Raw genomic sequence first — 25,085 nt, 5'->3', positions numbered from 1 at the left:
TTTGTTTGCTACCTTCCCTCTCAGCAGCTATTGCCCGTCGTGGCCTCACGACGACGAGGGGGGAGGAGATGCAGGATTGGCTCGAGCGACCGCCTCCGCCGACGATCCTGAAGTGCGGGCCGAGCTGGCCATCGGCCGTGCACTCGGCCTGGTCGCACCCGGAGCCATCACGCTGGCCGACGGCCGGGTCCGGTTGCCGGACTCGCGCGACCGTCTCGGTCGCCGCATCGTGCACCGCTTCGTCAAGCGATTGGCCCGGCGGGCCGAGCAACAGGTCACCGACGAACGGCTGACCGTCGAGGCCGTCGCCTTGCTGGGTGCGGAGCTCCATCGCTCCCGCGGTGGCGTTCCGGTCCACGGCGCGACCGAGGCACTCGACCGGCTGCTCGATCTTCCCGGCGTATCGGACCGCATGCGGTCCAACGCTCAGGCACTGCTGCGGCTCGTGCTGGAAGGCGACCCGCGGCTGGCCGAGTCCGGCCTCGCGCGGGTCCTGTCGGCGGGATCCGACGTGCCACGGGATGCGCCGCCGCTCATCGCCGACAGCATCGCTTCGGCGCAGTCGATCCACCGCCAGGCCGAGGCCCTCACCACACCGGTCGGCCCCGCGCCGGCGGCCCAGGAGCAGACGCCGGCCGGGTTCCTCGCCGCCTTCCGGGCCGAACGCCGCGCCGCCCGCGAGCAGCAGGCCCAGCTCCGATACGCCGAGTTCCGGCAGCAGACCGCCATGCCACCCCTGGAGCGGCTCCGCCGGGACATCGAGCTCCAGATCTCTGGCTTGGAAGCATCGGCCGCGGCGGACGTCGAACGGGCCGAGGCACGTACCAAGAGCGCCGCCACGGCCCAACGCGACGCAACGGAGTCGCAGCGGCTCGCAGCGGAACAAGAGGCCGGCACGGACGACTCCAAGGACGAACGCGCCGATGCACTTCGCCGGTGGGGTGAAGAGCGGCTCGCACTGTCGGAGCGCCACCTCACGATTGCAGCCCTGGCCACGACGGCCGCCGAACGAGCCGGCGAGGCGGCCGCGAGCTACCGCGCCTTGCTGCCCGAGCTCGACCGGCTGCAGACCACCGGCGAGCAGCCGGGTCCCGGGCTCGCGGCTCAGACGTACCGCGCGCAGAGCGCGGCTGAAACGTTCCGGGCCGCCGCGGCCGCGGCCGTGCCGCGCAAGGAGGTGCAGAACGCCGCTCATTCGTACGGCGCGTTTCCCTACCTGTCGGCCCTGTGCCGGGACCTGAACGACGAACTCGAGCGGAATGGCGGCTCGCGTACGTCGTTCCGCTTCAGCACCGACGCCATGCACCGGCTGCTGCGCGGCGAGACGCACCGCCTGCTGGCGCCGGACGGGCTGGTCCTGACCGTCCGCGGTGGAGCCGGCGATCGCAGCGACGGCCTGATGCAGTTCGAGCTGAAGCTGGACCCCGGGGAGCTGCGCGAACAGCTCGGCCACGCGATCGACTTCGACGAGGCCCGCAGCGGCCAGCTGTTGCAGACCACGTTCACCGTTGGCAGCAGCGCCAGTGCCGGATCCTCGGTCAACGCCGGATCGCGTACCGGTCAGCTGCTGGACCCGTTGCCGGAATCCAACCCGGCCCGAGTGGTGTCCAGATTCGTCGACGTGAACGTCTCGGTGCAGCGGGGCACGAGCGGCACCATCACCGGCACCGGCAAGGAGAGCGATCAGCCTGGTGCCGTGGAGGCGTTGTTCGGTGAGCTACTGCCGTACAGCTCCCGCTCGTCGAAGTTCGGCTGGCGCTCACGCCGGTCCGCTCTCGCGGAGTGGTCCCCCGAGCACATCGTCGCGGCCGGCGAACCGCACGACGCACAGACCCTCACCCTGGCGTACAGCCACAGCTACACCGTGCCGGCACCGACCGACACGGTCAGCCTGGACACGCTCGGCCTGGCCGCAGAGCGCAGGTCGGCGATGCCGGAGCACGTCGGTCTGCGCGTCGACGGCCTGAACGAGCTCCGCGACGCCGCACTGGCCGAGCTGCAGCGGCGGCTCGGCTCACTCGACCGAGTCGGCTACAACCAGCTGTCCGGCCTGATCACCGACGAAGGCCTGACCAGGCTGGACGAAACCAGCCGACCCGGTGGGATGTACGGTCTGGTCGCCGAGGGCGGCAGATTGGTCGCGTACGTCGTGGTCGAGTCGTTCCCGGCTCCCGAATCGGCCAAGCTGTTGAGCGACACCTCGCGCCGGCACATGGTCGAGATGTGGCGAGTCGGCAGCTCGGGTACGTCCGGCAGCTACAGCATGGACACCTCCGGCTCGCTCGGTGCCTCGCTCGGGTACGCCGGTTCCGGCCTGACGAACTCCAGCGGCGCATCCCTCGGGCCGTCTGCTCAATTCAGCCGCAGCTCCGGCACCGACGACACGTTGACCATCGACAGCATGGGCAGCCGGTGGAGCACCCAGCGCCGCGGCTTCACGCTCGCGGCCGGCCTACCGGTCCGCCACCGCGTCACCGTGCAGCGGCTGGACCGCGACGAGAGCTTCGCGATCGAATCGGACGGCTACGCGACCATGCGGCTGGTCGAGCGGGACGCGTTCCGCTACGGGATGCCGGTGCCGGCCGACGCCGTGCTCCGCGACGAGCAGGGCGAGCTGCGGCGCGGCGTGGACGGCCGCGTGTTGCTGCGTGGTGATCCGGTCCCGACCGACGAGCAGGTCGGGCTCCCGATCTGGCTGGGCTCAGGACCGAAGCAGCTGCGCGGCGCCGGTCCGGCCATGGTTCGCGACGTTCAGGACGACGACCGGGACCTGATTCCCTTCTACCGGAAGCTGGCCGACGAAGAGCTGATTCCGCCCATCGACGAAGCGACCGGCTGGCCGTCCCTGCACGGGCTGGTCGGCAAGGACCCGGTGCTGGTCCGCAGCATGTTGCAGAACCTGGCCCGGATCGGCCACGCGCTGGACGACCGGCGTCAGGCCACCGGCTACGACCACGCCGCCCAGATCTCCCCGTCCGGCCAAATTTCCTCGTCCAGCCAGGGGCAGCCGCCCGGTGGTGGTGTCCTGTTCGAACTGATTCGGCACCGCTCGGGCGAGACCCCGTCGGTCCACATCTACCGTCTGACGATCGACCAGCACTTCGAGCAGAGCCGGCTGCTCGGCCTGACCGATGCCGACGTGATCGGCAACGTCGACTTCGCGGAGAACGCGGTGAACCGCTCGCAAGGCATCTCCCGGAGCGTGCCGTGGGCAGCCAAGCTCGGCCTCGGGATCGGACCGACGTCCGGACACGGTGGCGGTACCGCCCAGGCCGGTTTCAAGGCCGGCCGGACGTCCCAGGGCGAATCCGCGAGCTCCTCGACCGGCGACGAAGAGTACGAGATGTGGGTTTCGGAGTCGCAGACGCGGCTCGCGGCGTTCCGCATCCCGCACACGCAGAGCATCGCCGAGAAGACGGCCGACGGCGAGTTCAGGCTGGTGTCGACGCAGCAGGGCGCCGCCACCATCTACCTGGACAGCCGGATGTGCGACCGCGGCAAGCCGCCGACGATGGCCGTCGCCGGCGAGGTCGCACCCGACCTGCTCGCGACCGCCACGATCCACCTGCTCGACGGACGCGACCCGCTCGGCAAGGTGATCGCCGCCGCGCCGGAGCTTGCCCGCGGCAACAGCTCGGTCCTCCAGCAGATCGCGGGTCACCTCGCGGTCCGGAATCTCTCCACCCGGCCGTCGCTGCTGACCAGCGAGCACGTCGACAGCCTCGCGGTCCGGCCGCCGGAGGACCCGATGGCTCTGCTCGTGCATCGCGGCCTCACCCCGCGGCGAATCACGGTCGGGGTGCGAGCCCGCGTCAGCAACCTCGAGTACCTCGACGACACGGCCGCGTTCATCGGCCAGCTGATGATCCCCTTGGTCAACGCGAGCTCCACCGAACGCACCTTCGCCGGAGCGTCGATCGGCGTCAGCGCCGGAGGTGGCGGCACCGGTGCCGATGGAACGTCGGCCGCCGGCACCGTCGGCCTGGTCCGAGCCACCAGCACGTCGTGGAGCTCGACCCGAGCCGTCGCCGACGGTCCGGAGCAGAGTGTGCTGCGGAAGGGCCGGCACTACCAGTTCCGCGGCGACCTGGCTCTGGCCGTGCGACTGCAGGAAGGTGGGGCCAAGGCGCAGACGTTCGAGGTCGACGGCGGCGGCATGGTCATCACGATCCCGGAACCCGATGCCTTGGCCGCGTACGGCGGAGGCCGGCTGAACCTGCCGCTGTCCAAGGTGTCCGACGTCGTCACCCGGTTGCGTGACGGCAACCTGAGTCTGCCGCGGTCGACCACGGTCTCGCTGCTGCGGCGTTACAGCTGGCATCAGTACGAAGGCGGCGACGAGCGCGCCGCGTCCCACACCCCCGATCAGCTCGCGGCGATCGCGCGCCGCGTCACCGGCCTGGAAGAGGTCGTGGATCGGCGGCTCCAGGACGTCCTGACCGACGCTGACGAGCTCGTCCGGCAGCGCAGCACGGTCCAGCTGCCGTCCAACTACCAGACCACGATGGGCCTCGGCGGGCTCGATGGTCCCTGGCGGCACGGCGACGGACGGATCCTCGATCTCTTCGCGGAGGTCAGTACCGCCATCACGCGACAGCATCCGCAGCTGCCGGACGAGGATCCGGACCTGTCGGCCGCGCTGAACGGCATCCTGGCCGAGAGGCGCGGCTGGGCACACAGTCACGACTTCACCGACCCACTGGGTTTCACCCGCTCGTTCCGGGCCGGCCCTCCCGGCGCGCAGTGGAACCAGTGCTTCCGGATCCGGCAGGAGTTCTTCGGACCGAGCACGATCGACGGCGGCGACCCGAACGAGGGTCTGCCGGAGGACGCGATCACCCTGCGCCAGGACTGGCGGCTCCGGACCGACGCCAACAGCGCCACGAGCACCAAGGAGTACGACGCCTCGCTCGGCGGCAGCGGGACCGCCGACGGCGGACTCGACGTCGGCGCCGGGACCGAGTTCGCCACCTCGTCGACCGCGGGCAGCGCCGGCACGGGCTATCACGTCACCGCGGGCGCGAGCCTGCACAACGAGCGCGTGCTCCGCTGGTTCCGGGTGATCATCGAGACCTGGGACGAACCCCTGACCCCTGGAAAGCCGCCGCGCCGCAGTCCCGGCCCGCCGACCCAGGCCACCAGACACGTCGTCACCGGCCGGATGACCGCGCTCATCCCCAGGGCCGAGCTCAACCCGCCGCTGCCGGACGGTCCAGGCATCGTCGACCACCGCGAGGCGCGGCTCCCGCATCTGTTCATCCCGGCCAGCATCGTTCCGCACCCGGAACAGCAGGTATCCGATCACGCCGTTCCGGTCAACGAGTTCCATCAGGCCGTGGTGCAGCAGCTCGGCCGGAGAGGCTTCCTGACCGAGCGGGGCGTGCGGATGCACGACCAGGCACTGCGCAACCTCTTCGGCGGATCGGCCTTGATCACGAAGATGCACGAGCTCGTCAGCGGCGGTTTCACCACTCCCCCGCTGGCCCTGCCCGGCAGCACCCGGGAGGCCGTCCAGGCCTCGTTGTTCCTCAAGGTGACGAATGCCCGGATCGTCTCGAACCCCATCACCGACAACCTGGTGCAGGCCGGTGAGAGCACTCGGCAGACGAACAGCTGGTCGTGGGGCACCGAGAGCAACCGGCGCGTTCCGACCGACTACACGGTCGGCGGGACTGACCCAACTACCGGCTTCAGCGCAGGCACCACCAGCAGCGAACGGATGACCGAGAAGGACAGCAGCGGCACTGGTGCGCGGCACGAGGTCGGCCTGCTCGGGTCGTCCCAGCATGTGACCGTACAGGTGACCGCTACGGCGTCCGTGCGTACCGAGCTCCTCCGGCGGGGCAAGGTGGTTCGCTCCGACCAGGCGCACGACCTCGGCTCGGGCACGCTGACCGTGAGCATGGCGCTGGCCGACTACGAGGCGATGATGGCCGACATGGAGGCCGGCAAGCGGGTGCCGTCGGCGCTTGGACCCGTCCCGGCAGCCCGAAAGGTCCGTGCGACGGAACTGCTCGACCCGGCGCACCCCTACCAGCCGCTGTCGGATGCACTCGTCCGTTCCAAGGCGGAGCGGGTCCGGATCGAGCTGACCCTGCGGTCCGAGGACGGGAAGGCCGAGACGTACGTCGTCGAGGACGGGACGATGACCGGGCCGGGCAACGACCGGTTCGGTGCGGCGTTCGCGACGCTGCACCCGGATCTCCCCCGCCTCGCCGAAGCGACCGGGGTCGATCTTCGCGAGGTGTTCGCGACGGTCGAGCCGGGCGAACGGTTCAGCCGGGCCGTGGCCACAGCCCTGCAGGAGCAAGGGATCCCGGCGTCGGTGATCGCGGCGGCCGACTCCGGCACACTGCACCAGATCCGGCAGCTCGCCACGCACCAGCCGTCCGTCGAGGAAGCTCACCGCCGCAGCGCCGCCTCCGGCGGCGGCGTCGCCATCGAGTAACTACTCGGGTTCGGGCTCGGTCAGCTCGATTCGGACGGCGCGGGCGTCGGTGCCGGCCTGTTCCAGGACCTTCTGTTTCGGGTCGGGGACGCCGAGGAACGGCGGCCGCACCAGCGGGACGAGATCTTTCAGGCGGGGATCCTCGAGCACGGTGTCGACGGCACGGCGGTCTCCCCCGCAAACCAATGCCTCGAGCCGCGCCGACCCGAGAATCCGGACTGCGACCTCGGTGGCGGCGGCGAAGGCCTCCCGGGCCTGGTTCTCCCGGCGCCGCGCGAACCGTTGCTGCGACCAGCCACCGGCCTTGGTCGTGCCTTGCACGTGGCGCGAGCCGACCTTCGAATCGACAAGCTTGCCGCCGGCAAACACTCCGGCACCGTATCCACCACGCCGGACGAGCAGCACGCCGAGCCGGTGATCGGCCAGCACATGCGCGATCAACCCGTCCCGGGTCAGCTCGGCCAGCGGCGCGAACGGTACGTCGACAACCGCGACCGACCCGTCCGCCGCGGACACGGTCGCGCGGTCCGGCGTCACGTCGTACGCGAGCTCGCCGTGGCGGTCACCGAAGCCGGCCAGCCACCTGTCCAGCCGCTCCGGTGCCACCGCGATGCGGCGACTCACACGTTGAAGCCGAGCGCCCGCAGCTGGTCGCGGCCGTCGTCGGTGATCTTCTCCGGACCCCACGGCGGCATCCAGACCCAGTTGATCCGGAAGTCGTTCACCAGGCCGTCGAGCGCCATCCGCGTCTGGTCCTCGATCACGTCGGTCAGCGGGCAGGCCGCGGACGTCAGCGTCATGTCGATGATCGCCGTGCTCGTGTCGTCGACGGTGATCCCGTAGATCAGGCCGAGGTCGACCACGTTGATGCCGAGCTCGGGGTCGACAACGTCCTTCAGCGCCTCGGTCACGTCCTCGACCGCGGCCGGGCTGGTGCCCGGTTGCGCACCCGCTGCCTCCAGGTCGACCTCGGGGAGCTCGATCTTCTCGTCGGTCTGGTCAGGCATTGTTCGCTCCTTCGTTGGCGGCCGCACGCTGTGCACCCTGGGCGACGGCTTGGGCGGTGGCGTCGCGCCAGGCCGACCAGCCCAGCAGTGCACACTTCACCCGGGCCGGGAACTGCGCCGTACCGGCGAACGCGATCGCGTCCTCCAGCACGTCCTCGTCCGGTTCGACCTTCCCGCGGCCGAGCATCATCTCGTGGAACTTCTCGTACGTCGCCATCGCCTCGGTGACCGGCTTGCCGATGACCAGATCGGTCATCACCGACGTCGCGGCCTGGCTGATCGAGCAGCCGACGCTCTGGTGCGTCACGCCGGTGACGGTGTCGCCGTCGAGCTCGACCCGGAGCGTGACCTCGTCCCCGCAGGACGGGTTCACGTGGTGCACCTCCACGTCGTACGGCTCCGCGAGACCCGCGTGGTGCGGGCTGCGGTAGTGATCCAGGATGATCTCCTGGTACAAGCTCTCCAGCTGCATATCAGTCCACCTTGCTGTATCTAATCTCAAGCAAGCTTGAAGAACGAACGGACGAAACCGAGGCCGTCGATCAGCGCCTCGATCTCCTCGGGTGTCGTGTACAGATAGAAAGACGCTCTGGTCGACGATTGCATTCCGAACCGCTCGTGCACCGGCCGCGCGCAGTGGTGCCCGGCCCGTACGGCGATGCCGCGCGTGTCCAGGACCGTGGCCACATCGTGCGGGTGCACACCGTCGAGCTCGAAGCTGATCGCGCCGCCGCGGTCGACCGCCTCGGCCGGGCCCAGGATCTTCAATCCGGGGACCGTCTTCAGCCCTTCGAGCGCATACTCGACGATCGCGTGCTCGTGCGCCGCGATCTTGTCCATCCCGATCCCGGACAGGTAGTCCACGGCCGCTCCCAGCCCGACCGCCTGCGCGATCGGCGGCGTCCCGGCTTCGAACCGGGCCGGCGGCGGCGCGTACGTCGAGCCGGTCATCCGCACGATCTCGATCATCTCGCCACCACCCAGGAACGGCGGCAGCTCGGCGAGCAGGTCGTACCGGCCCCAGAGCACGCCGATACCGGTCGGGCCGACGACCTTGTGGCCGGTGAAGGCGACCAGGTCCGCACCGAGCGCCGAGACGTCGACCGGGAGCTGCGGCACCGCCTGGGACGCGTCCACGACCACGGTCGCGCCGACCGCGTGCGCCTTGGCGGCGATGTCGGTGATCGGGTTGATCGTGCCAAGCGCATTCGACACCCAGGTCACCGCGACGACCTTGGTCCGCTCGGTCAGCAGCTCGTCGATGTTGCTCAAATCGAGCCGACCCTCGTCGGTCACGCCGAACCACTTCAGTGTCGCGCCGGTCCGCTCGCAGGCGAGCTGCCACGGAACGATGTTGCTGTGGTGCTCCATCTCGGAGACCACCACGACATCGCCCGGTTTCAACGACGCACCCAGCGTGTGGGCGGCGAGGTTCAGCGCTTCGGACGCGTTCTTGGTGAAGACGATCTCGTCCCGCGACGGCGCGCCGATGAAGGCCGCGACCTTGTCCCGACCGCCTTCGTACGCCGCGGTCGCCTCGGCACCGAGTTGGTGCATGGCCCGGGCGACGTTCGCGTTGTGCTTGAGGTAGTGCTCCTCCATCGCCTGGACCACCTGGAGCGGCTTCTGCGAGGAGTTCGCCGAATCCAGGTAGACCAAGGGATATCCGTCGGCCAGCTCGCGCGACAGGATGGGGAAGTCCGCCCGGACCGACTGCAGGTCCAACGGACTGCTGAACGTCCGGGCGGCCGTCACTTCGCGCCTGCCTTGAGGAAGCGCTCGTAGCCGTTGGCCTCGAGCTCTTCGGCCAGCTCCGGACCGCCCTCTTCGGCCACCCGGCCGTCGACGAACACGTGCACGAAGTCCGGCTTGATGTAGCGCAGGATCCGCGTGTAGTGGGTGATCAGCAGAACGCCCTTGTCACCCTTCTCCGCGAATCGGTTCACGCCGGTGGAGACGATCTTCAGCGCGTCGATGTCGAGGCCGGAGTCGGTCTCGTCGAGGATCGCGATCTTCGGGTCGAGCAGCTCCAGCTGGACGATCTCGTGGCGCTTCTTCTCACCACCGGAGAAGCCCTCGTTGACGTTGCGGGTGCCGAAGTCCGGGTCCATCTCCAGGTCACCGAGCGCCTTGTTGACGTCCTTGACCCAGGTCCGCAGCTTCGGGGCCTCGCCGTCGATCGCGGTCTTCGCCGTACGGAGGAAGTTCGCGACCGAGACGCCGGGAACCTCGACCGGGTACTGCATGGCCAGGAACAGGCCGGCCCGGGCGCGCTCGTCGACCTTCATGTCGAGCACGTCCTCACCGTCGAGGGTGACGGTGCCGGAGGTGACGTTGTACTTCGGGTGGCCGGCGATCGAGTACGCCAGCGTGGACTTGCCGGAACCGTTCGGGCCCATGATCGCGTGCGTCTGACCACCGGCGATGGTCAGGTCGACGCCGCGCAGGATCTGCTTCGGGCCGTTCTCGGTGTCGACCGACACGTGCAGGTCGCGGATCTCGAGTGTCGCCATGAGGTTGTCGTCTCCGTTTGCTTTACAAGGCCATCCGTTTAAAGGGATGGCTGGTTCAAGGGGTTCTTCACGTCGACGAGTACGTCGTCGCCGTCCAGCCGGACCGGGTAGATCGGCACCGGGTCGTACGCGGGCAAGCTGGTCGGCTCGCCGGTGCGCAGGTCGAAGCGGGACCCGTGCAGCCAGCACTCGATCTCGCACTCGCCCACCTCGCCCTCGGACAGCTGGATCTGCGCGTGCGAGCACTCGTCCCGCACCGCGAAGAACTGCCCTTCGCTCTTCACCACCGCGACCTCCACGCCGCCGACCTCGACCGGGATCACTCCCTCGTCGGGGACATCGGCGACGGCGCAGGCGCGCTCGAACGTATCGCTCACGGTGTCTGCCTCACTGGCCCGTTGCCGCCTTGGCCTTCACACTGAGCTCCGCGGTGCGCGCCAGCTTCTCCTCGATCACCTCGTGCAGGTGCTCGGTGACCTCGGGGACACCGATCTTGCCGATGATGTCGTTGAAGAAGCCGGAGACGACCAGCCGCCGGGCCGCGTCCTCGGGGATCCCGCGGGCCTGCAGGTAGAACAGCTGCTCGTCGTCGAACCGGCCGGTCGCGGACGCGTGTCCGGCGCCCTCGATCTCGCCGGTCTCGATCTCCAGGTTCGGCACCGAGTCGGCGCGGGCGCCCTCGGTCAGGACCAGGTTCCGGTTCAGCTCGAAGGTGTCGGTGCCTTCGGCCGCGGCCCGGATCAGCACGTCGCCGATCCACACCGAACGAGCCTGGTCACCGGCCAGCGCGCCCTTGTAGAGCACGTTGCTCTTGCAGTTCGTGGCCTCGTGGTCGACGAACAACCGGTTCTCGTGATGCTGACCGGACTCGGCGAAGTAGACCCCGAGCAACTCCGCGTCGCCACCGGGACCGGCGTACCGGACGTTGGTGCCGATGCGGACGATCTTGCCGCCCAGCGTCACCACGACGTGGTGCAGCTTGGCGTCCCGGCCGACGACCGCGTCGTGCTGAGCCAGGTGGATCGACTCTCGGTCGCCCTGCTGGATGCTGACGACCCGCAGCTCGGACCCGTCGCCGACCTTGACCTCGACGGTCGCGCCGAGCTCACCGGCACCGGTGTGATCGATGATCACGATCGCCTTGCTGTGCCGGCCGGACTCGACGATGACATGGCTGAAGCCACGGGCGCCGAGGCTCGCGATGTTCACGTGCACGGGCTCGGTCAGCTCGGCCTCGACCGGGATCCGCACCGCGAGCGCCTCGGGCGCATAACTCCACGCGACAGCCGCCGCGCGGTCCTGCGGTGTGCCGACCTTCAGCGAGTCCGCGGCGACGGTCTCGAAGGTCACGCCGTCCGGACCGGAGGCGTCGATCTTCGGGGTCTCGGTGCCGGCCTCGTCGGCGAACAACGCCTTCAGTGCCTTGACCGGAGTGAAGCGCCACTCCTCCTCGCGTCCGTTCGGCACCGCGAAGTCGGCCACGTCGTACGACGTCGGCCGCTCGCTGCGCGCCTGGAGCGGGACCGGGGAGCCCGGTCCGTGCGAGTGTGCCCGGTTGCCGGTGGCAACCAGTGTCTCTGCCGAGGACATCAGCCGACGGCCCCTTCCATCTGCAGCTCGATCAAACGGTTCAGTTCCAGCGCGTACTCCATCGGGAGCTCGCGGGCGATCGGCTCGATGAAGCCGCGGACGATCATCGCCATCGCCTCGTCCTCGGCCATGCCCCGGCTCATCAGGTAGAAGAGCTGCTCTTCGCTGACCCGGGAGACGGTGGCCTCGTGACCCATCGCCACGTCGTCCTCGCGGACGTCGACGTACGGGTAGGTGTCGGAACGGCTGATCGTGTCGACCAGCAGCGCGTCACAGCGGACCGTGGACTTGCTGTGGTGCGAGCCCGGCGCCACCTCGACCAGACCGCGGTACGACGTCCGGCCGCCACCGCGGGCCACCGACTTCGACACGATCGAGCTCGACGTGTACGGCGCGTTGTGCACCATCTTGGAGCCGGCGTCCTGGTGCTGGCCCTCGCCCGCGAACGCGACCGACAGGGTCTCGCCCTTGGCGTGCTCACCCATCAGGTAGACGGCCGGGTACTTCATCGTCACCTTGGAACCGATGTTGCCGTCGATCCACTCCATCGTCGCGCCCTCTTCGCAGGTGGCGCGCTTGGTGACCAGGTTGTAGACGTTGTTCGACCAGTTCTGGATCGTCGTGTAGCGGCAGCGGGCGCCCTTCTTCACGATGATCTCGACGACCGCGGAGTGCAGCGAGTCCGACTTGTAGATCGGCGCCGTACACCCCTCGACGTAGTGCACGTAGGCGCCCTCGTCGACGATGATCAGGGTCCGCTCGAACTGGCCCATGTTCTCGGTGTTGATCCGGAAGTAGGCCTGCAGCGGGATGTCCACCTTGACGCCCTTGGGCACGTAGATGAACGAACCGCCGGACCAGACCGCCGTGTTCAGCGCGGCGAACTTGTTGTCGCCGACCGGGATGACCGAGCCGAAGTACTCCTGGAAGATCTCCGGGTGCTCCTTCAGGCCGGTGTCGGTGTCGAGGAAGATGACACCCTGCGCCTCCAGGTCCTCACGGATCTGGTGGTAGACGACCTCGGACTCGTACTGCGCCGCGACACCGGCGACCAGCCGCTGCTTCTCCGCCTCGGGGATGCCGAGCTTGTCGTAGGTGTTCTTGATGTCCTCGGGCAGCTCTTCCCAGCTCGAGGCCTGCTTCTCGGTCGAGCGGACGAAGTACTTGATGTTGTCGAAGTCGATCCCGGACAGGTCGGCACCCCACGACGGCATCGGCTTGCGGTCGAAGAGCTTGAGGCCCTTCAGCCGCAGGTCGAGCATCCACTCGGGTTCGCTCTTCAGGGCCGAGATCCCCCGCACGACGTCAGCGCTGATGCCGCGCTGGGCAACGGCGCCGGCGGCGTCGGAGTCGGACCAGCCGTACTGGTAGTTGCCGAGGCCTTCCAGTTCGGGGTGAGCGGTTTGCGTCATCGTGCAGTCCTCGCAGATTCGCCGTCGGATACAGGGGATACCGGTTGTGGACCGGGGATATGCGTCGTACAAACACCGTCGCCGTGCGCGATGGTGGCCAGTCGCTGGACGTGCTTGCCGAGCAACCGCGAGAAGACCTCGGTCTCGGCTTCGCACAACTGGGGGAACTGCTCGGCCACGTGCGCCACCGGGCAGTGATGCTGACAGAGCTGGGCGCCGAGACCGGCGTCGGCCGTGGACGCGGCATACCCGTCCCCGGTCAGCGCCTGGGCGAGCACCTTCGCCTTGGCGTCCTCCGGAGCGGCGTCGAGCCGCTCGCGGTACCGCTGCTCCACCTCGGCGGCCCGACGCCGGGCGAACTCGGTGACCGCCTCGTCACCACCGGCTTCGGCGATGAACCGCAGTGCGGTGGCGGCCAGGTCGTCGTACGCCTGGTGGAACGCGTGCCGGCCGGTGTCGGTCAGCACGAAGACCTTCGCGGGACGACCGCGGCCGCGGGGGCCGTAGATGCGCTCCTCGCGGGACTCGACCAGGCCCTCGTCGAGTAGGTGGTCGAGGTGGCGGCGGACCGCCGCCGGGGTCAGCTCGAGGCGCTCGGCGAGCACCGCGGCGCTGGACGGGCCGTTGGTCAGGATCGACCGGGCGACCCGGTCCCGGGTGGACTCGTCCCGCGCCACACTGGCCCCGGCGGACACAGGTCCGCCGGTCGCAGTCTTGGGCGCAGGATTTTTCACAACATCAGTGTCGCGTAATTCCCCGGGCCCTTCAAATAAGGATGCCCTAACCGGTTCACGTCATCCCGCCGGGTTCTGATCCGGACCGTGAGCGAGGTCACTTCAGAGGGTTCTCTATGCTGCCGTTGTGCCAGTCGCGGTGGAGATCGACAACCTCGTCGTGCGGTACGGCGAGAAGACCGCGGTCGACGGTCTCAGTCTCACCGTAACCGGCGGGACGGTGACGTCCGTGCTCGGCCCCAACGGTGCCGGCAAGACCACGACCGTGGAGAGCTGTGGGGGGTTCCGGCGGCCCGAATCCGGCCGGGTCCGGGTGCTCGGGCTGGACCCGATCACGGATCATGACGAGCTGATGCCGCGGATCGGCGTGATGCTCCAGGAGGGCGGCGCGTGGTCCGGTGTCCGCGCGCTCGAGATGCTCAAGTACATGGCCACCCTCCATACCCATCCCCTCGACGTTCCCGCGCTGGTCGAGCGACTCGACCTGGGCAGTTGTGGGCGGACGCCGTACCGGCGGTTGTCGGGTGGTCAGAAGCAACGGCTGTCGTTCGCGCTGGCGATCATCGGGCGGCCGGAGGTCGCGTTCCTGGATGAGCCGACCACCGGGCTGGACCCGCATGGCCGGCGCGAGATCTGGCAGCTGATCCGCGATCTGCGCGAGGACGGGGTGACCGTCGTACTCACGACGCACGCGATGGACGAGGCCGAGCAGCTGTCCGACCAGGTGTACGTCGTCTCGGCCGGCAAGGTGATCGCCTCCGGCACCCCCGACGCCCTGACCGAGCACCACACGAAGTCTCTCGAGGACGTCTTCCTCGAGCTCACCTCACCGAGGCAGCAGCCATGACGACGTACGCCCCGCAGCCGGGGAGCGCGCCCTGGCCGCGCAAGGTGCTGGCGCACTCGCGGATGGAGTTCAAGCTGCTCATCCGGAACGGCGAACAGCTGCTCCTGGCTCTGGTGATCCCACTCGGGCTGCTGTTGCTGCTCGGCGGCACCGGATTGGGTGACCGGCTCCCGCTCGGTGACGGACGGGCGATCGACGACGCGGTGCCGCGCGTACTCGCACTGGCCGTGCTGTCGTCGTCGTTCACCTCGCTGGCGATCGCGACCGGCTTCGAACGGCGCTACGGCGTGATCAAGCGTCTGGGCGCCTCTCCCCTGTCTCGGACCGGACTGCTCGCCGGGAAGATCGGCGCCGTCCTGGTCGTCGAGGTGATCCAGTTCGTCGTGTTGATGGGGACGGGGTTCGCCCTCGGCTGGAAGCCCGTCGGCGGCGCGGACGCCGTGGTGGGGGTCATCCTCACCGTGCTCTGCGGTACGGCGGCCTTCGCCTCACTCGGCCTGTTGATGGCCGGCACCCTCCGCGCCGAGGCGACCTTGGCCGCGGCGAACCTGCTCTATCTGCTCCTGCTCGCGGGCGGCGCGATCATGACGCCGGTCGACGAATACCCGGCCGGCATGCAGAGCGTCGTACGCCTGCTTCCGAGCGCCGCTCTGGCCAACGGCATCGCGAACTCGACCATCGAAGGTGTGATCCCGTGGGCGGCAGCACTGTCCCTCGCACTCTGGGCCGCAGTGCTCGGCTACCTGGTCTCCCGAACCTTCCGCTGGGACTGACCTTTAAGGTGTGCCAGTGATGGACACGGAGACTTCGCCCCAGGAGACCGAGGCAGTCAGCGGATTCTGGCGGCTGATTCCCGAGCCGAGCCTGGACGCCGTACGGCGCTGTGGCTGGGCCTCGGTGGTGGCGAACATCGGCATCGTCGTGACCGGCGGTCTGGTCCGCCTGACCGGCTCCGGACTGGGATGCCCGACCTGGCCGCAGTGCACGGACCAGTCGTACGTGCCGCATGCCGCGCTCGGCTATCACGGTGCGATCGAGTTCGGGAACCGGATGCTCGGGTTCGTGGTCGCGGTGATCGCGATCGGGACCTGGCTGGCCGTGATGCGGTACCGCCCGGTCCGCCGGGACCTCCGCCGGCTGGCGACCGCGGCCGCGCTCGGCGTCCCGCTGCAGGCCGTGATCGGCGGTATCAGCGTCCTGACCGGCCTGAACCCGTGGATCGTGTCGGCGCACTTCCTGGTCTCACCGATCATCATCACGCTGACCGTGTCGATGATGCGCCGGTCCCGAACCAGCCCGTATCCCCACACTCCCCCGGTGGTCCGTGCGCTCGCAACGGCCTCGGTGGTGGCGGTTTGGCTGACCGTTGCCCTCGGCACCTTGGTCACCGGCGCCGGACCGCACTCGGGTGATCCGGACACCGGCCGGAACGGATTCAACGAGGAAGTCATCGCGCAACTGCACGCCGACGTGGTGTTCGGGCTGCTGGGGATCACCATCGCCCTCGTGATCGCGACCCGCGTCACCGCGACCTCACGAACGCTGCGCAAGCTCGCGGCCTGGTTGCTGGCGATGGAGCTGCTGCAGGGGGTCGTCGGCTTCACGCAGTACTTCACCGGACTCCCGTGGGGCCTGGTCCTGGTGCACATGGGCTTTGCCGGCCTGCTGATCGCGCTGGTGACAGCGGTGTACGGCGAACGCGGAACACCCGCAACGTAGGAGTCCTACGTTGCGGGTGTGTTCACTCGCGTTTAGTGCCTGACCTTGTACACGGCGCCAGGGCCGAAGACGGGTGAGGAGACATACAGGTCGCCCCAACGGCTGAACGCCGTACCGCCCGGAAGGTTCAGCTGGCCACGGACCAGCTCCTTCTTGTACCCGGCCTTGTGGTGCTTGCCGGGGTACTGCAGGTACAGCGACCCGATCGTCGAGCCGCCCATCTCGAACTTGAGCCAGCTCTCCCGCGCCAGCTGCACCACGGCGAGGGTGCCGTGCGGGCCACCGGCCAGGTCCACGATCGACGTGTACCCGTCGGCGTACCGCTGGCAGCTGCCCTTGTACGGGTTGGCCGGATCACACACCGCGCCCACCGAGCCCGGCCTGATCCGCCAGATCTCCGACGTTCCCGGAGTGGCCGGGAAGCCGCGGAGCTCACCGACGTACCAGTAACCGTCCGAGCCCACCGTCACCGACGTGGCGACGGCTTCGGCCGGCAGCATGGTGCCCGCCGGCGGTGCGTCCGGTCCGAGACCGGCAGGAGTCTCGACCACGCGCGGCTTCAGCCGGGCGACGGTCTTGATCTTGCCGTTCGGCCAGACCCGGAGCAGGTCGTTGCCTGCGGCATCCGACACCAGGACGGTGCCGTCCTTCAGCGCCGCGACACCGAACGGGTTGGACTCCGTCGGCGGGTCGGCCAGGTTGTACGGATCCGGGTCGTGCGACTGGTACTTCCCGATGTCCGCGACCGCGACCGGAGACTTGCCGGGTCGCAGCCTGAACAGGGTTGCGCCGCCTGGCGGGACCGGCTCACCCGGCTCGGCGCCACCGCCGGTGAGGGCGTATGTCGTACCCCACGCGTTGGTGTCGACCGCGGGCGGGAACCCACCCGGGACCTGACCGAGCTTCCAGGTCTTCTTGCCGTTGGTGGCGTACACGGAACCGTCCATGACGCCGTAGATGACCTTGTCCTTGTACGTCGATACGCCGCGCGGACCCACCAGTCCCGTCGCAACCGGCTTCAAGCTGCTGCCGTGCGTACCACTACCCGTCGTACCAGCGTCAGCCTGACCGGCCACCAGCACCGACCCCGCCAACGCGAGCGCCCCGATCCCAACCGCGATCGTGCGCGTCCGAACCCCCATCTGATTCCCCCTGCCGTTGCGTCTCCCCAGGATGGACCCCCGTCCACAGACTGGACCAGAACAACACCAAGTCACGATCTGGTCAACGCCCCGACTCCCCGCACCCACCCGCACACACCCCGCAACCCATGCCCCCAGCAACCAACCCAACCCTTTAGGGCAACCCCATAGGGCAATCAGGACACCGCTGACCCTCACCACCTCCGGCGGACCGCGCGAACTCCTGGCCCACCCGTCGTGGTTTGGCGCAAGGGATATTCGAGCGGTGCGCACGTCGGACACCGCTCCGCGGCACCTGTTCTCTCGCCGCCTTCGGCGGGGCGCGCGAACTGGCGTCCGGTCGCTCATCTGGTGTGCGCGACGGGGATGTGGTGTCGCGGTCTCCGGGCTGCGTGATCGTGCCAGTCGGGCTGGTGTGCGTCAAGGGCGCCTTCGGCGTCGCTGCGCGATCTTCGACCCTTGACCCACACCACCCCGACCAGGGAAGGACGCGGCTATCCCGGAGCCGCTGACCCGAGTGGTCGCACATCGGACGTGATCACGGTGGTGGACCGTGGTGAGGCTGACGGCCGGTCTGGGTCGGACATTGGTGTGTTCACGGGGGTGGATCGCGCTGGGGAGCGGATCGGAGTGCTGCTGGACAGACCCGAGACCGGTCGGCCCGCGACCTGGTGGCTTACCCCGGCCGGGCGGTCTCCAACTCACGGGTTATCCCATGAGTTTGTCCCTTCTCCCACCGAGATCTCATCGGAGAACCGACAAGTTCATGGGATAACCCGTGAGTTGGCGGGCCAGTGGCGGGGTGGGTCTCGGGATGTGGCCGGGGGTGTCCGGGTGGCGGGATTCGCCTGGCAGGGAAGGGGACCGGGAGGATCTTCTACCCGCAACGGGAAGAGATCCACCCCAGCCCGCGAGACGCGGGCTGCCGGACCGGCGGGTGGATGAATCTGCCCGGATCGCGAGATCCCAAGCCCGAGACAGCCCCGCGCGACTGACACGTGCACACCGGCGGACCAGGACCGGCCCGTTCACCAGATTCCGCACCGAATCACACCGAACCAGACCAGCCCGTCACCACACCGACCAACCCGACCCACCTCAACCCCGGCGCACAGCTCCACGCCGACCAACCGGATCCACATCACCTGGCTCACAGCCCCCCGCGGGATCCGCGTAGCTGCGTCCTTCCCTGGTCGCGGTGGTGTGGGTCAAGGGTCGAAGATCGCGCAGCGACGCCGAAGGCGCCCTTGACGCACACCGCCGTGACTAGCACCATCACGCAGCGGAGACCGCGGACCACAGTCCCCGCAAGGCCGCGACACCACAGTCCGCTCGGCGCACACCAGATGAGCTGCGGATCCACCATCTGCGCCCCGCCGAAGGCGGCAAGAATCAGCCTCCGTGAAGCGGTGACGGATTTGCGCACCACCTACATCCTTCGCGCGAACCGCAGGGGGCAGGACAGCAGTTCGCGCACCCGGCCGAAGGCGGCAAAGATCAGCCGCCGCGTAGCGGTGTCTGTTAGTGCAGGAGTGGGTCGATGGCTGCGGCGATGAAGAGGAGGGCCAGGTAGATGTTGGAGAAGTGGAAGAGGCGCATGGGGCGCAACGCGGCGCCATCGGCGCCGGTGTGGGCTCGGAGCAACAACTGCCTTGCCTCGCGGAGGAAGACCACGCCCAGGACGACCGCGGCGACCGGGTAGACGAAGCCGGTGTCGGCTACGGGCCACAGGGCAATCGAGGTCAGGACCATGACGACCGAGTAGGCCATGATCTGGCGGGCGGTGGCGACCGGGGTGGCGACCACGGGAAGCATGGGCACGTCGACCGACGCGTAGTCCTCGCGGTACCGCATTGCCAGCGACCAGGTGTGGGGTGGCGTCCAGAAGAAGACGACCAGGAACAGCACGACCGGCGTCCAGGCCAGCGAGTTGGTGACCGAGGTCCACCCGATCAGCGTCGGGAAGCAGCCCGCGATGCCGCCCCAGACGATGTTCTGGACGGTACGGCGCTTCAGCAGCATCGTGTAGCCGAAGACGTAGAACAGGTTCGCGGCCAGCGCCAGCCCGGACGACAGCCAGTTCACGAGGAACCCGAGCTCGATCGTGGCCAGAATCCCCAGCACGATGCCGAAAACCGTGGCCGAGCGCGGGCTGACCGCGTGCCGCGGCAACGGCCGGCGCCGGGTCCGGCGCATCTGCTCGTCGATGTCGCGGTCCAGCACGCAGTTGATCGTGTTGGCGCTGCCGGAGGCGAGGATGCCGCCGACCAGGGTGGCCGCGACGACCCCGAGACCGGGGACTCCGCCGGCGGCCAGGAACATCACCGGCACGGTGGTGATCAGCAGCAGCTCGATGATGCGTGGCTTGGTCAGACCGATATACGCCTTCACCACATCGCGCACCGACGGACGCATCTCAACGGATGGCTCCGGCAGCGGCGCCGGGTACGACGTCGTCGCGGCTGGACGCGGATCGACGGCGGTCACGAACACCTCGAAAACTTATGGTTGACACCGCGGTGCGGCGCTGACGGTTCGACAGTCTACGACGCCCCGTAGGAGGGGTCGTGCACCCCCCTCCGTGAGTCACAGGGCGGGATGGGAACAAGGATGTACATGTCCGAGTTGCTTGTCTGTGAGAAGCCTGAAACGTGCTGGCGAGTAGGCTCCGTGACGAGGACCAGCACGTGTGTGTCCAGGTGTGTTCACGGCATCGATAACAGCCATCGAGAGGAGCGCCGCCGGCGTGACGGAGAAGACCAGCCCGAAGCTTGAATGGACCGAGCTCGACCAGCGCGCAGTCGACACCGTTCGGGTGCTCGCGATGGACGCGGTGGAGAAGGTCGGCAACGGCCACCCCGGTACGGCGATGAGCCTCGCACCGGCCGCGTATCTGCTGTTCCAGAAGGTGATGCGGCACAATCCGGCGGACCCGCACTGGGCCGGTCGGGACCGCTTCGTCCTCTCGGCCGGACACTCCAGCCTCACCCTGTACATCCAGCTCTACCTGGCCGGCTTCGGCGTCGAGCTGGATGACCTGAAGGCGCTGCGGACCTGGGGCAGCAAGACCCCGGGGCACCCGGAGTACTCGCACACCCCCGGCGTGGAGACCACTACCGGGCCGCTCGGCCAGGGTGTCGGCAACGCGGTCGGCATGGCGATGGCGGCCCGCCGCGAGCGCGGCCTGCTCGAGCCGGAGGCCGCCGCCGGCGAGGGTGTCTTCGACCACCACATCTACGCGATCGCCTCCGACGGTGACCTGGAGGAGGGCGTCTCGGCCGAGGCCTCGTCGCTGGCCGGTCACCAGAAGCTCGGCAACCTCACCGTGATCTATGACGACAACAAGATCTCGATCGAGGACGACACCAACATCGCGTTCTCCGAAGACGTCGCGGCCCGGTACGCGGCGTACGGCTGGCACGTGCAGGACGTCGACTGGACCAACGGCGGCACCGGCTACGAGGAGAACGTCCAGGCCCTGTACGACGCGATCGAGGCGGCCGAGGCGGTCACGGACAAGCCGAGCTTCATCCGGCTGCACACGATCATCGGCTGGCCGGCCCCGACCAAGCAGAACACCGGCAAGATCCACGGCTCCGCGATCGGCGCCGACGAGGTCGCCGCGACCAAGAAGATCCTCGGGTTCGACCCCGAGCAGACCTTCGAGGTCGCCGACGACGTGATCGAGTACACCCGCAAGGCGCTCGACCGCGGCAAGGCCGAGCAGGACGCCTGGGACGTCAAGTACGACGCCTGGCGGACGGCGGCTCCCGAGCGCGCCGAGCTGATCGACCGGCTGAGCAAGCGCGAGCTGCCGGCCGGTTGGGAGGCTGCCCTGCCGCGCTGGGATGCCGACGCCAAGGGTGTCGCGACCCGCGCGGCCTCCGGCGACGTACTGACCAAGATCGTCGGCGAGCTGCCGGAGCTGTGGGGCGGTTCGGCCGACCTGGCCGGTTCGAACAACACCACCCCGAAGGGTGAGCCGTCGTTCATCCCGGCCGAGCACGCCACCAAGGAGTTCCAGGGCAACGAGTACGGCCGGGTGCTGCACTTCGGCATCCGTGAGCACGCCATGGGCTCGGTGATGAACGGCATCGCCCTGCACGGCCTGACCCGCCCGTACGGCGGCACGTTCCTGGTCTTCAGCGACTACATGCGCCCGGCGGTCCGGCTGGCCGCACTGATGAAGCTGCCGGTCACCTACGTGTGGACGCACGACTCGATCGGCCTCGGCGAGGACGGCCCGACCCACCAGCCGGTGGAGCACCTTTCGGCGCTGCGGGCCATCCCGGGCCTGGACGTCGTCCGGCCTGGTGATGCGAACGAGACCGCCGCCGCCTGGGCCGCGATCCTGGAGCACACCGATCGCCCGGCCGGCCTGGTGCTGACCCGCCAGAACGTGCCTACCTTCCCGCGTGGGACCGACGGCTACGCGACCACGGAGAACGTCAAGAAGGGCGCCTACACGCTGCTCGACACCGACGGCACGCCGGACGTGGTCCTGATCGGCACCGGCTCCGAGCTCCAGCTGGCCGTCGAGGCCCGCAACACCCTGGCCGGCGAGGGCATCAACGCCCGCGTCGTCTCGATGGTGTCGCGCGAGTGGTTCGACGAGCAGGATGACGCCTACCGTGAGTCGGTCATCCCGGCCGACGTCCGTGCCCGGGTCTCGGTCGAGGCCGGGATCGCGCAGAGCTGGCACGACATCGTCGGCGACTCCGGCCGCAGCGTCAGCCTGGAGCACTACGGCGCGTCGGCCGACTACAAGACCCTGTACGACGAGTTCGGCATCACCGCGGCCGCCGTCGTCCAGGCAGCCAAGGACAGCATCGCCACGGCCGCGCAGATCAGCGGCCCCGGCGTACCTCCCGGGCGTGCCGCGGCCGGACCGGTCGGACCGGCCGACGCCGGCGAAGCCCGCGACTGAGACACCCACAACAGAATCGGAAGAAGGCATCGGAGAAATGAACGATCGCTTGAAAGCACTCGCCGACGCGGGTGTCTCCATCTGGCTCGACGACCTGTCCCGGCAGCGGCTGACCAGCGGCAGCCTGGCGCAGCTGATCGACGAGAAGCACATCGTCGGCGTGACGACGAATCCGACCATCTTCGCGAAGGCCATCTCGGACGCCGGGGCGTACGCCGAGCAGGTCTCCCGGCTCGCTGCCGACGGTGTCTCGGTCGACCAGTCCATCCGGGTGATCACCACCGACGACGTCCGCAACGCGGCCGATCTGTTCAAGCCGATCTACGACGACACCGACGGCCAGGACGGGCGGGTCTCGATCGAGGTCGAGCCGACGCTCGCGCACGACACCGACAAGACGATCGAGCAGGCCAAGCTGCTCTGGGACATCGTCGGGCGCGAGAACATCTTCGTGAAGATCCCCGCCACGAAGGAGGGTCTGCCCGCGATCACCGCGACGCTGGCCGCCGGGATCAGCGTGAACGTGACGCTGATCTTCTCCCTCGAGCGCTACAAGGCGGTGGCCGCGGCGTTCCTGGCCGGCCTGGAGCAGGCGATCGAGAACGGCCACGACGTGACGAAGCTGGCCAGCGTGGCGTCGTTCTTCGTCAGCCGGGTCGACACCGAAGTGGACAAGCGCCTCGATGCCATCGGCAACGACGAGGCGAAGGCCCTGAAGGGCAAGGCCGCCGTCGCCAACGCGCGGCTCGCCTTCGAGGCGTACGAGGCGATCTTCGACACCGACCGCTGGCGCGAGATCGAGACCGCCGGGGCCAAGCCGCAGCGGCCGCTGTGGGCCTCGACCGGCACGAAGGACCCGTCGTACTCCCCCACCCTGTACGTCGACAACCTGGTCACCAGGGGCGTCGTCAACACGATGCCTGAGGCAACGATCAAGGCCGTCGAGGAGCACAGCTCGTTCGAAGGCGACACCGTCCGCGGCAACTACGCGGCCGACCGCAAGGTGATCGACGACCTGGAGAAGCTGGGCATCTCCTACGACGAGGTCGTGCAGGTGCTCGAGGACGAGGGAGTCGCGAAGTTCGACGCCTCCTGGTCCGAGCTGCAGGACACGGTCGCGGCGGCCCTCAAGGCGGCCACCAAGTGACCGCACCGAAGGTAAGCACGCAGAACGGCGACTGGTCCGAGGTCGTCGACCGGCTGGTCAGCGAGAAGATCGCGTCCCGGATCGCCGCGAAGGACGCGACGATCTGGGGTCCCGAGGCGGAGCACGAGGCCTCTATCCGGCTCGGCTGGGTGGACCTGCACGACACCTCGCGGCCGCTGCTGGCCGAGATCGAGGCCCTGCAGGCCGACTTCCGGTCGGAGGGTCTGGACCGGGTCGTGCTGTCCGGCATGGGTGGCTCGTCGCTGGCTCCCGAGGTGATCACCCGGACGGCCGGTGTGGAGCTCGTCGTACTGGACTCGACCGACCCGAGTGTGGTCGGCCGCGCGCTGGCCGGCGACCTGTCCAAGACAGTGGTCGTCGTGTCCAGCAAGTCCGGCGGTACGGTCGAGACCGACAGCCACCGGCGGACATTCGTCAAGGCGTTCACGGACGCGGGCATCGATGCCGCGTCCCGGATCGTCGTCGTGACGGACCCGGGTTCGCCGTTCGAGAAGCTCTCGGCCGACGAGGGCTACCGCAAGACCTTCCTGGCCGACCCGAACGTGGGTGGCCGGTACAGCGCGCTGACGGCGTTCGGGCTGGTTCCGTCCGGGCTGGCCGGGGCCGACATCGCCGAGCTGCTCGACCAGGCGGCCGAGGCCGCTCCGGAGTTGCAGGCCGACTCGACCGACAACCCGGCACTGTGGCTGGGTGCCGTGCTCGCGGCGAGCGCGGGCCGGGACAAGGCGATCATCACGGCCGACGGGTCGGACATCGTCGGGTTCCCGGACTGGGCCGAGCAGTTGATTGCCGAGAGCACCGGTAAGGAGGGGACCGGCGTGCTGCCGGTCGCCGTCGAGGTCGGTGCGCCGGAGCTGCGCAGCGACGCGGCGGACATCACGAACGCACTGCTCGCGGAGAAGGCGACCAGCGGTGTCCCGACGGCTCTGACGGCGGGCTCGCTCGGCGGGCAGATGCTGCTGTGGGAGACGGCGACGGCGGTGGCGGGTTACCTGCTCGGTATCAACCCGTTCGACCAGCCCGATGTCGAGAGCGCGAAGAAGGCCGCCCGCGGTCTGCTCGACGCGCAGCCGGAGCCGGAGGCCGCGGCGTTCACCGACGGTGTCGTCGAGGTCCGCGGATCCGAGGGCCTGCTGGACGGCGTGGACTCGCTGCAAGGCGCGGTCGACGCACTGCTGGGCAAGCTCGACGACGTCGGCTACGTGGCCGTGATGGCGTACCTAGACTCCGAGCGCGACGCCTCGCTGATCGGCATCCGGCCGGCGCTGTCGTCGCGGACCGGGCGTCCGGTGACGTTCGGCTGGGGTCCGCGCTTCCTGCACTCGACCGGTCAGTACCACAAGGGCGGGCACCCCGAGGGCGTGTTCCTGCAGATCACCGCGGCACACCCGACGGACGTGGAAATCCCGGATCGCCCGTTCACCTTCGGCACACTGATCACAGCGCAGGCCGCCGGTGACGCGAACGTGCTCGCCGAGCGCGGCAGGCCGGTCCTGCGTCTCCACCTGACCGACCCGGCGGGCGGCGTACAGCAACTGCTGGCCCTGTTCGGCAACTGACCTGAACAATCGCGGTACC

General features: G+C 69.0%; 18 protein-coding genes. 7 read left to right on the top strand and 11 right to left on the bottom strand.

What is annotated here, in order from left to right; all coding sequences use genetic code 11:
• The first annotated feature begins 76 nt into the window (after positions 1–76).
• The gene (locus tag ACWF4Z_RS01120; protein WP_452240867.1) at positions 77–6,448 is read left to right on the top strand and encodes a hypothetical protein; all 6,372 of its coding nucleotides are present in this window, start codon (positions 77–79) and stop codon (positions 6,446–6,448) included.
• Here the strand turns inward: ACWF4Z_RS01120 and ACWF4Z_RS01115 are convergent, their stop codons facing one another.
• From ACWF4Z_RS01115 to ACWF4Z_RS01075, 9 genes are read right to left on the bottom strand one after another with little or no spacing between them, the layout of a single operon-like run.
• Complete coding sequence (locus ACWF4Z_RS01115; protein WP_452240866.1) at positions 6,449–7,072, bottom strand: acVLRF1 family peptidyl-tRNA hydrolase; 624 nt, start codon at positions 7,070–7,072, stop codon at positions 6,449–6,451.
• Positions 7,069–7,455, bottom strand: a complete 387-nt coding sequence (locus ACWF4Z_RS01110) for a metal-sulfur cluster assembly factor (RefSeq protein WP_452240865.1) — start codon at positions 7,453–7,455, stop codon at positions 7,069–7,071. The genes ACWF4Z_RS01115 and ACWF4Z_RS01110 overlap by 4 nt, the downstream gene beginning before the upstream one ends.
• Entirely contained in the window at positions 7,448–7,927 is a 480-nt protein-coding gene (sufU, locus tag ACWF4Z_RS01105) for a Fe-S cluster assembly sulfur transfer protein SufU (protein WP_452240864.1), read from the bottom strand. The genes ACWF4Z_RS01110 and sufU overlap by 8 nt, the downstream gene beginning before the upstream one ends.
• Positions 7,928–7,953: 26 nt before the next feature.
• Positions 7,954–9,210, bottom strand: a complete 1,257-nt coding sequence (locus tag ACWF4Z_RS01100) for a cysteine desulfurase (protein WP_452240863.1) — start codon at positions 9,208–9,210, stop codon at positions 7,954–7,956.
• Entirely contained in the window at positions 9,207–9,968 is a 762-nt protein-coding gene (gene sufC / locus ACWF4Z_RS01095; protein ID WP_452240862.1) for a Fe-S cluster assembly ATPase SufC, read from the bottom strand. Before sufC ends, ACWF4Z_RS01100 begins: the two co-directional genes overlap by 4 nt.
• 38 nt (positions 9,969–10,006) lie before the next feature.
• Positions 10,007–10,345, bottom strand: coding sequence for a non-heme iron oxygenase ferredoxin subunit (locus ACWF4Z_RS01090; RefSeq protein ID WP_452240861.1), 339 nt, complete (start codon positions 10,343–10,345; stop codon positions 10,007–10,009).
• 10 nt (positions 10,346–10,355) lie between these two features.
• Positions 10,356–11,558 (bottom strand): Fe-S cluster assembly protein SufD, encoded by a 1,203-nt coding sequence (sufD, locus tag ACWF4Z_RS01085; protein ID WP_452240860.1) that lies wholly within the window; start codon positions 11,556–11,558, stop codon positions 10,356–10,358.
• The gene (gene sufB, locus ACWF4Z_RS01080; RefSeq protein ID WP_452240859.1) at positions 11,558–12,970 is read right to left on the bottom strand and encodes a Fe-S cluster assembly protein SufB; all 1,413 of its coding nucleotides are present in this window, start codon (positions 12,968–12,970) and stop codon (positions 11,558–11,560) included. Before sufB ends, sufD begins: the two co-directional genes overlap by 1 nt.
• A complete protein-coding gene (locus tag ACWF4Z_RS01075; protein WP_452241302.1) occupies positions 12,967–13,665 on the bottom strand; it encodes a helix-turn-helix transcriptional regulator in 699 nt (232 codons plus the stop codon). The genes sufB and ACWF4Z_RS01075 overlap by 4 nt, the downstream gene beginning before the upstream one ends.
• A 166-nt stretch (positions 13,666–13,831) precedes the next feature.
• On the opposite strand from ACWF4Z_RS01075, the gene ACWF4Z_RS01070 reads away from it, so the two are divergent.
• The 3 genes from ACWF4Z_RS01070 to ACWF4Z_RS01060 are packed head-to-tail and all read left to right on the top strand — an operon-like array spanning position 13,832 to position 16,270.
• Positions 13,832–14,551, top strand: a complete 720-nt coding sequence (locus ACWF4Z_RS01070; protein WP_452240858.1) for an ABC transporter ATP-binding protein — start codon at positions 13,832–13,834, stop codon at positions 14,549–14,551.
• Positions 14,548–15,324 carry an ABC transporter permease gene (locus ACWF4Z_RS01065; protein WP_452240857.1) on the top strand — a complete coding sequence of 259 codons (777 nt, stop codon included), beginning with the start codon at positions 14,548–14,550 and terminating at the stop codon, positions 15,322–15,324. Before ACWF4Z_RS01070 ends, ACWF4Z_RS01065 begins: the two co-directional genes overlap by 4 nt.
• 19 nt (positions 15,325–15,343) lie before the next feature.
• On the top strand, positions 15,344–16,270 hold the full coding sequence (locus ACWF4Z_RS01060) for a COX15/CtaA family protein (protein WP_452240856.1): 927 nt from the start codon (positions 15,344–15,346) through the stop codon (positions 16,268–16,270).
• A gap of 32 nt (positions 16,271–16,302) precedes the next feature.
• Here ACWF4Z_RS01060 and ACWF4Z_RS01055 read toward each other — a convergent pair whose 3' ends face one another.
• The gene (locus ACWF4Z_RS01055) at positions 16,303–17,412 is read right to left on the bottom strand and encodes a ScyD/ScyE family protein (protein ID WP_452240855.1); all 1,110 of its coding nucleotides are present in this window, start codon (positions 17,410–17,412) and stop codon (positions 16,303–16,305) included.
• Between the two features lie 1,521 nt (positions 17,413–18,933).
• Positions 18,934–19,905 (bottom strand): heme o synthase, encoded by a 972-nt coding sequence (locus tag ACWF4Z_RS01050; RefSeq protein WP_452240854.1) that lies wholly within the window; start codon positions 19,903–19,905, stop codon positions 18,934–18,936.
• A gap of 253 nt (positions 19,906–20,158) precedes the next feature.
• Here ACWF4Z_RS01050 and tkt point away from each other — a divergent pair, with 253 nt between their 5' ends.
• The 3 genes from tkt to ACWF4Z_RS01035 are packed head-to-tail and all read left to right on the top strand — an operon-like array spanning position 20,159 to position 25,066.
• Complete coding sequence (tkt, locus tag ACWF4Z_RS01045; RefSeq protein WP_452240853.1) at positions 20,159–22,339, top strand: transketolase; 2,181 nt, start codon at positions 20,159–20,161, stop codon at positions 22,337–22,339.
• 37 nt (positions 22,340–22,376) lie between these two features.
• Complete coding sequence (tal, locus tag ACWF4Z_RS01040; protein WP_452240852.1) at positions 22,377–23,486, top strand: transaldolase; 1,110 nt, start codon at positions 22,377–22,379, stop codon at positions 23,484–23,486.
• Positions 23,483–25,066, top strand: a complete 1,584-nt coding sequence (locus ACWF4Z_RS01035) for a glucose-6-phosphate isomerase (protein ID WP_452240851.1) — start codon at positions 23,483–23,485, stop codon at positions 25,064–25,066. The genes tal and ACWF4Z_RS01035 overlap by 4 nt, the downstream gene beginning before the upstream one ends.
• The last annotated feature ends 19 nt before the right edge of the window (positions 25,067–25,085 follow it).

The organism is Kribbella sp. NPDC055071 (assembly GCF_053608045.1).
This window is presented reverse-complemented; position numbering and strand designations above follow the sequence as displayed.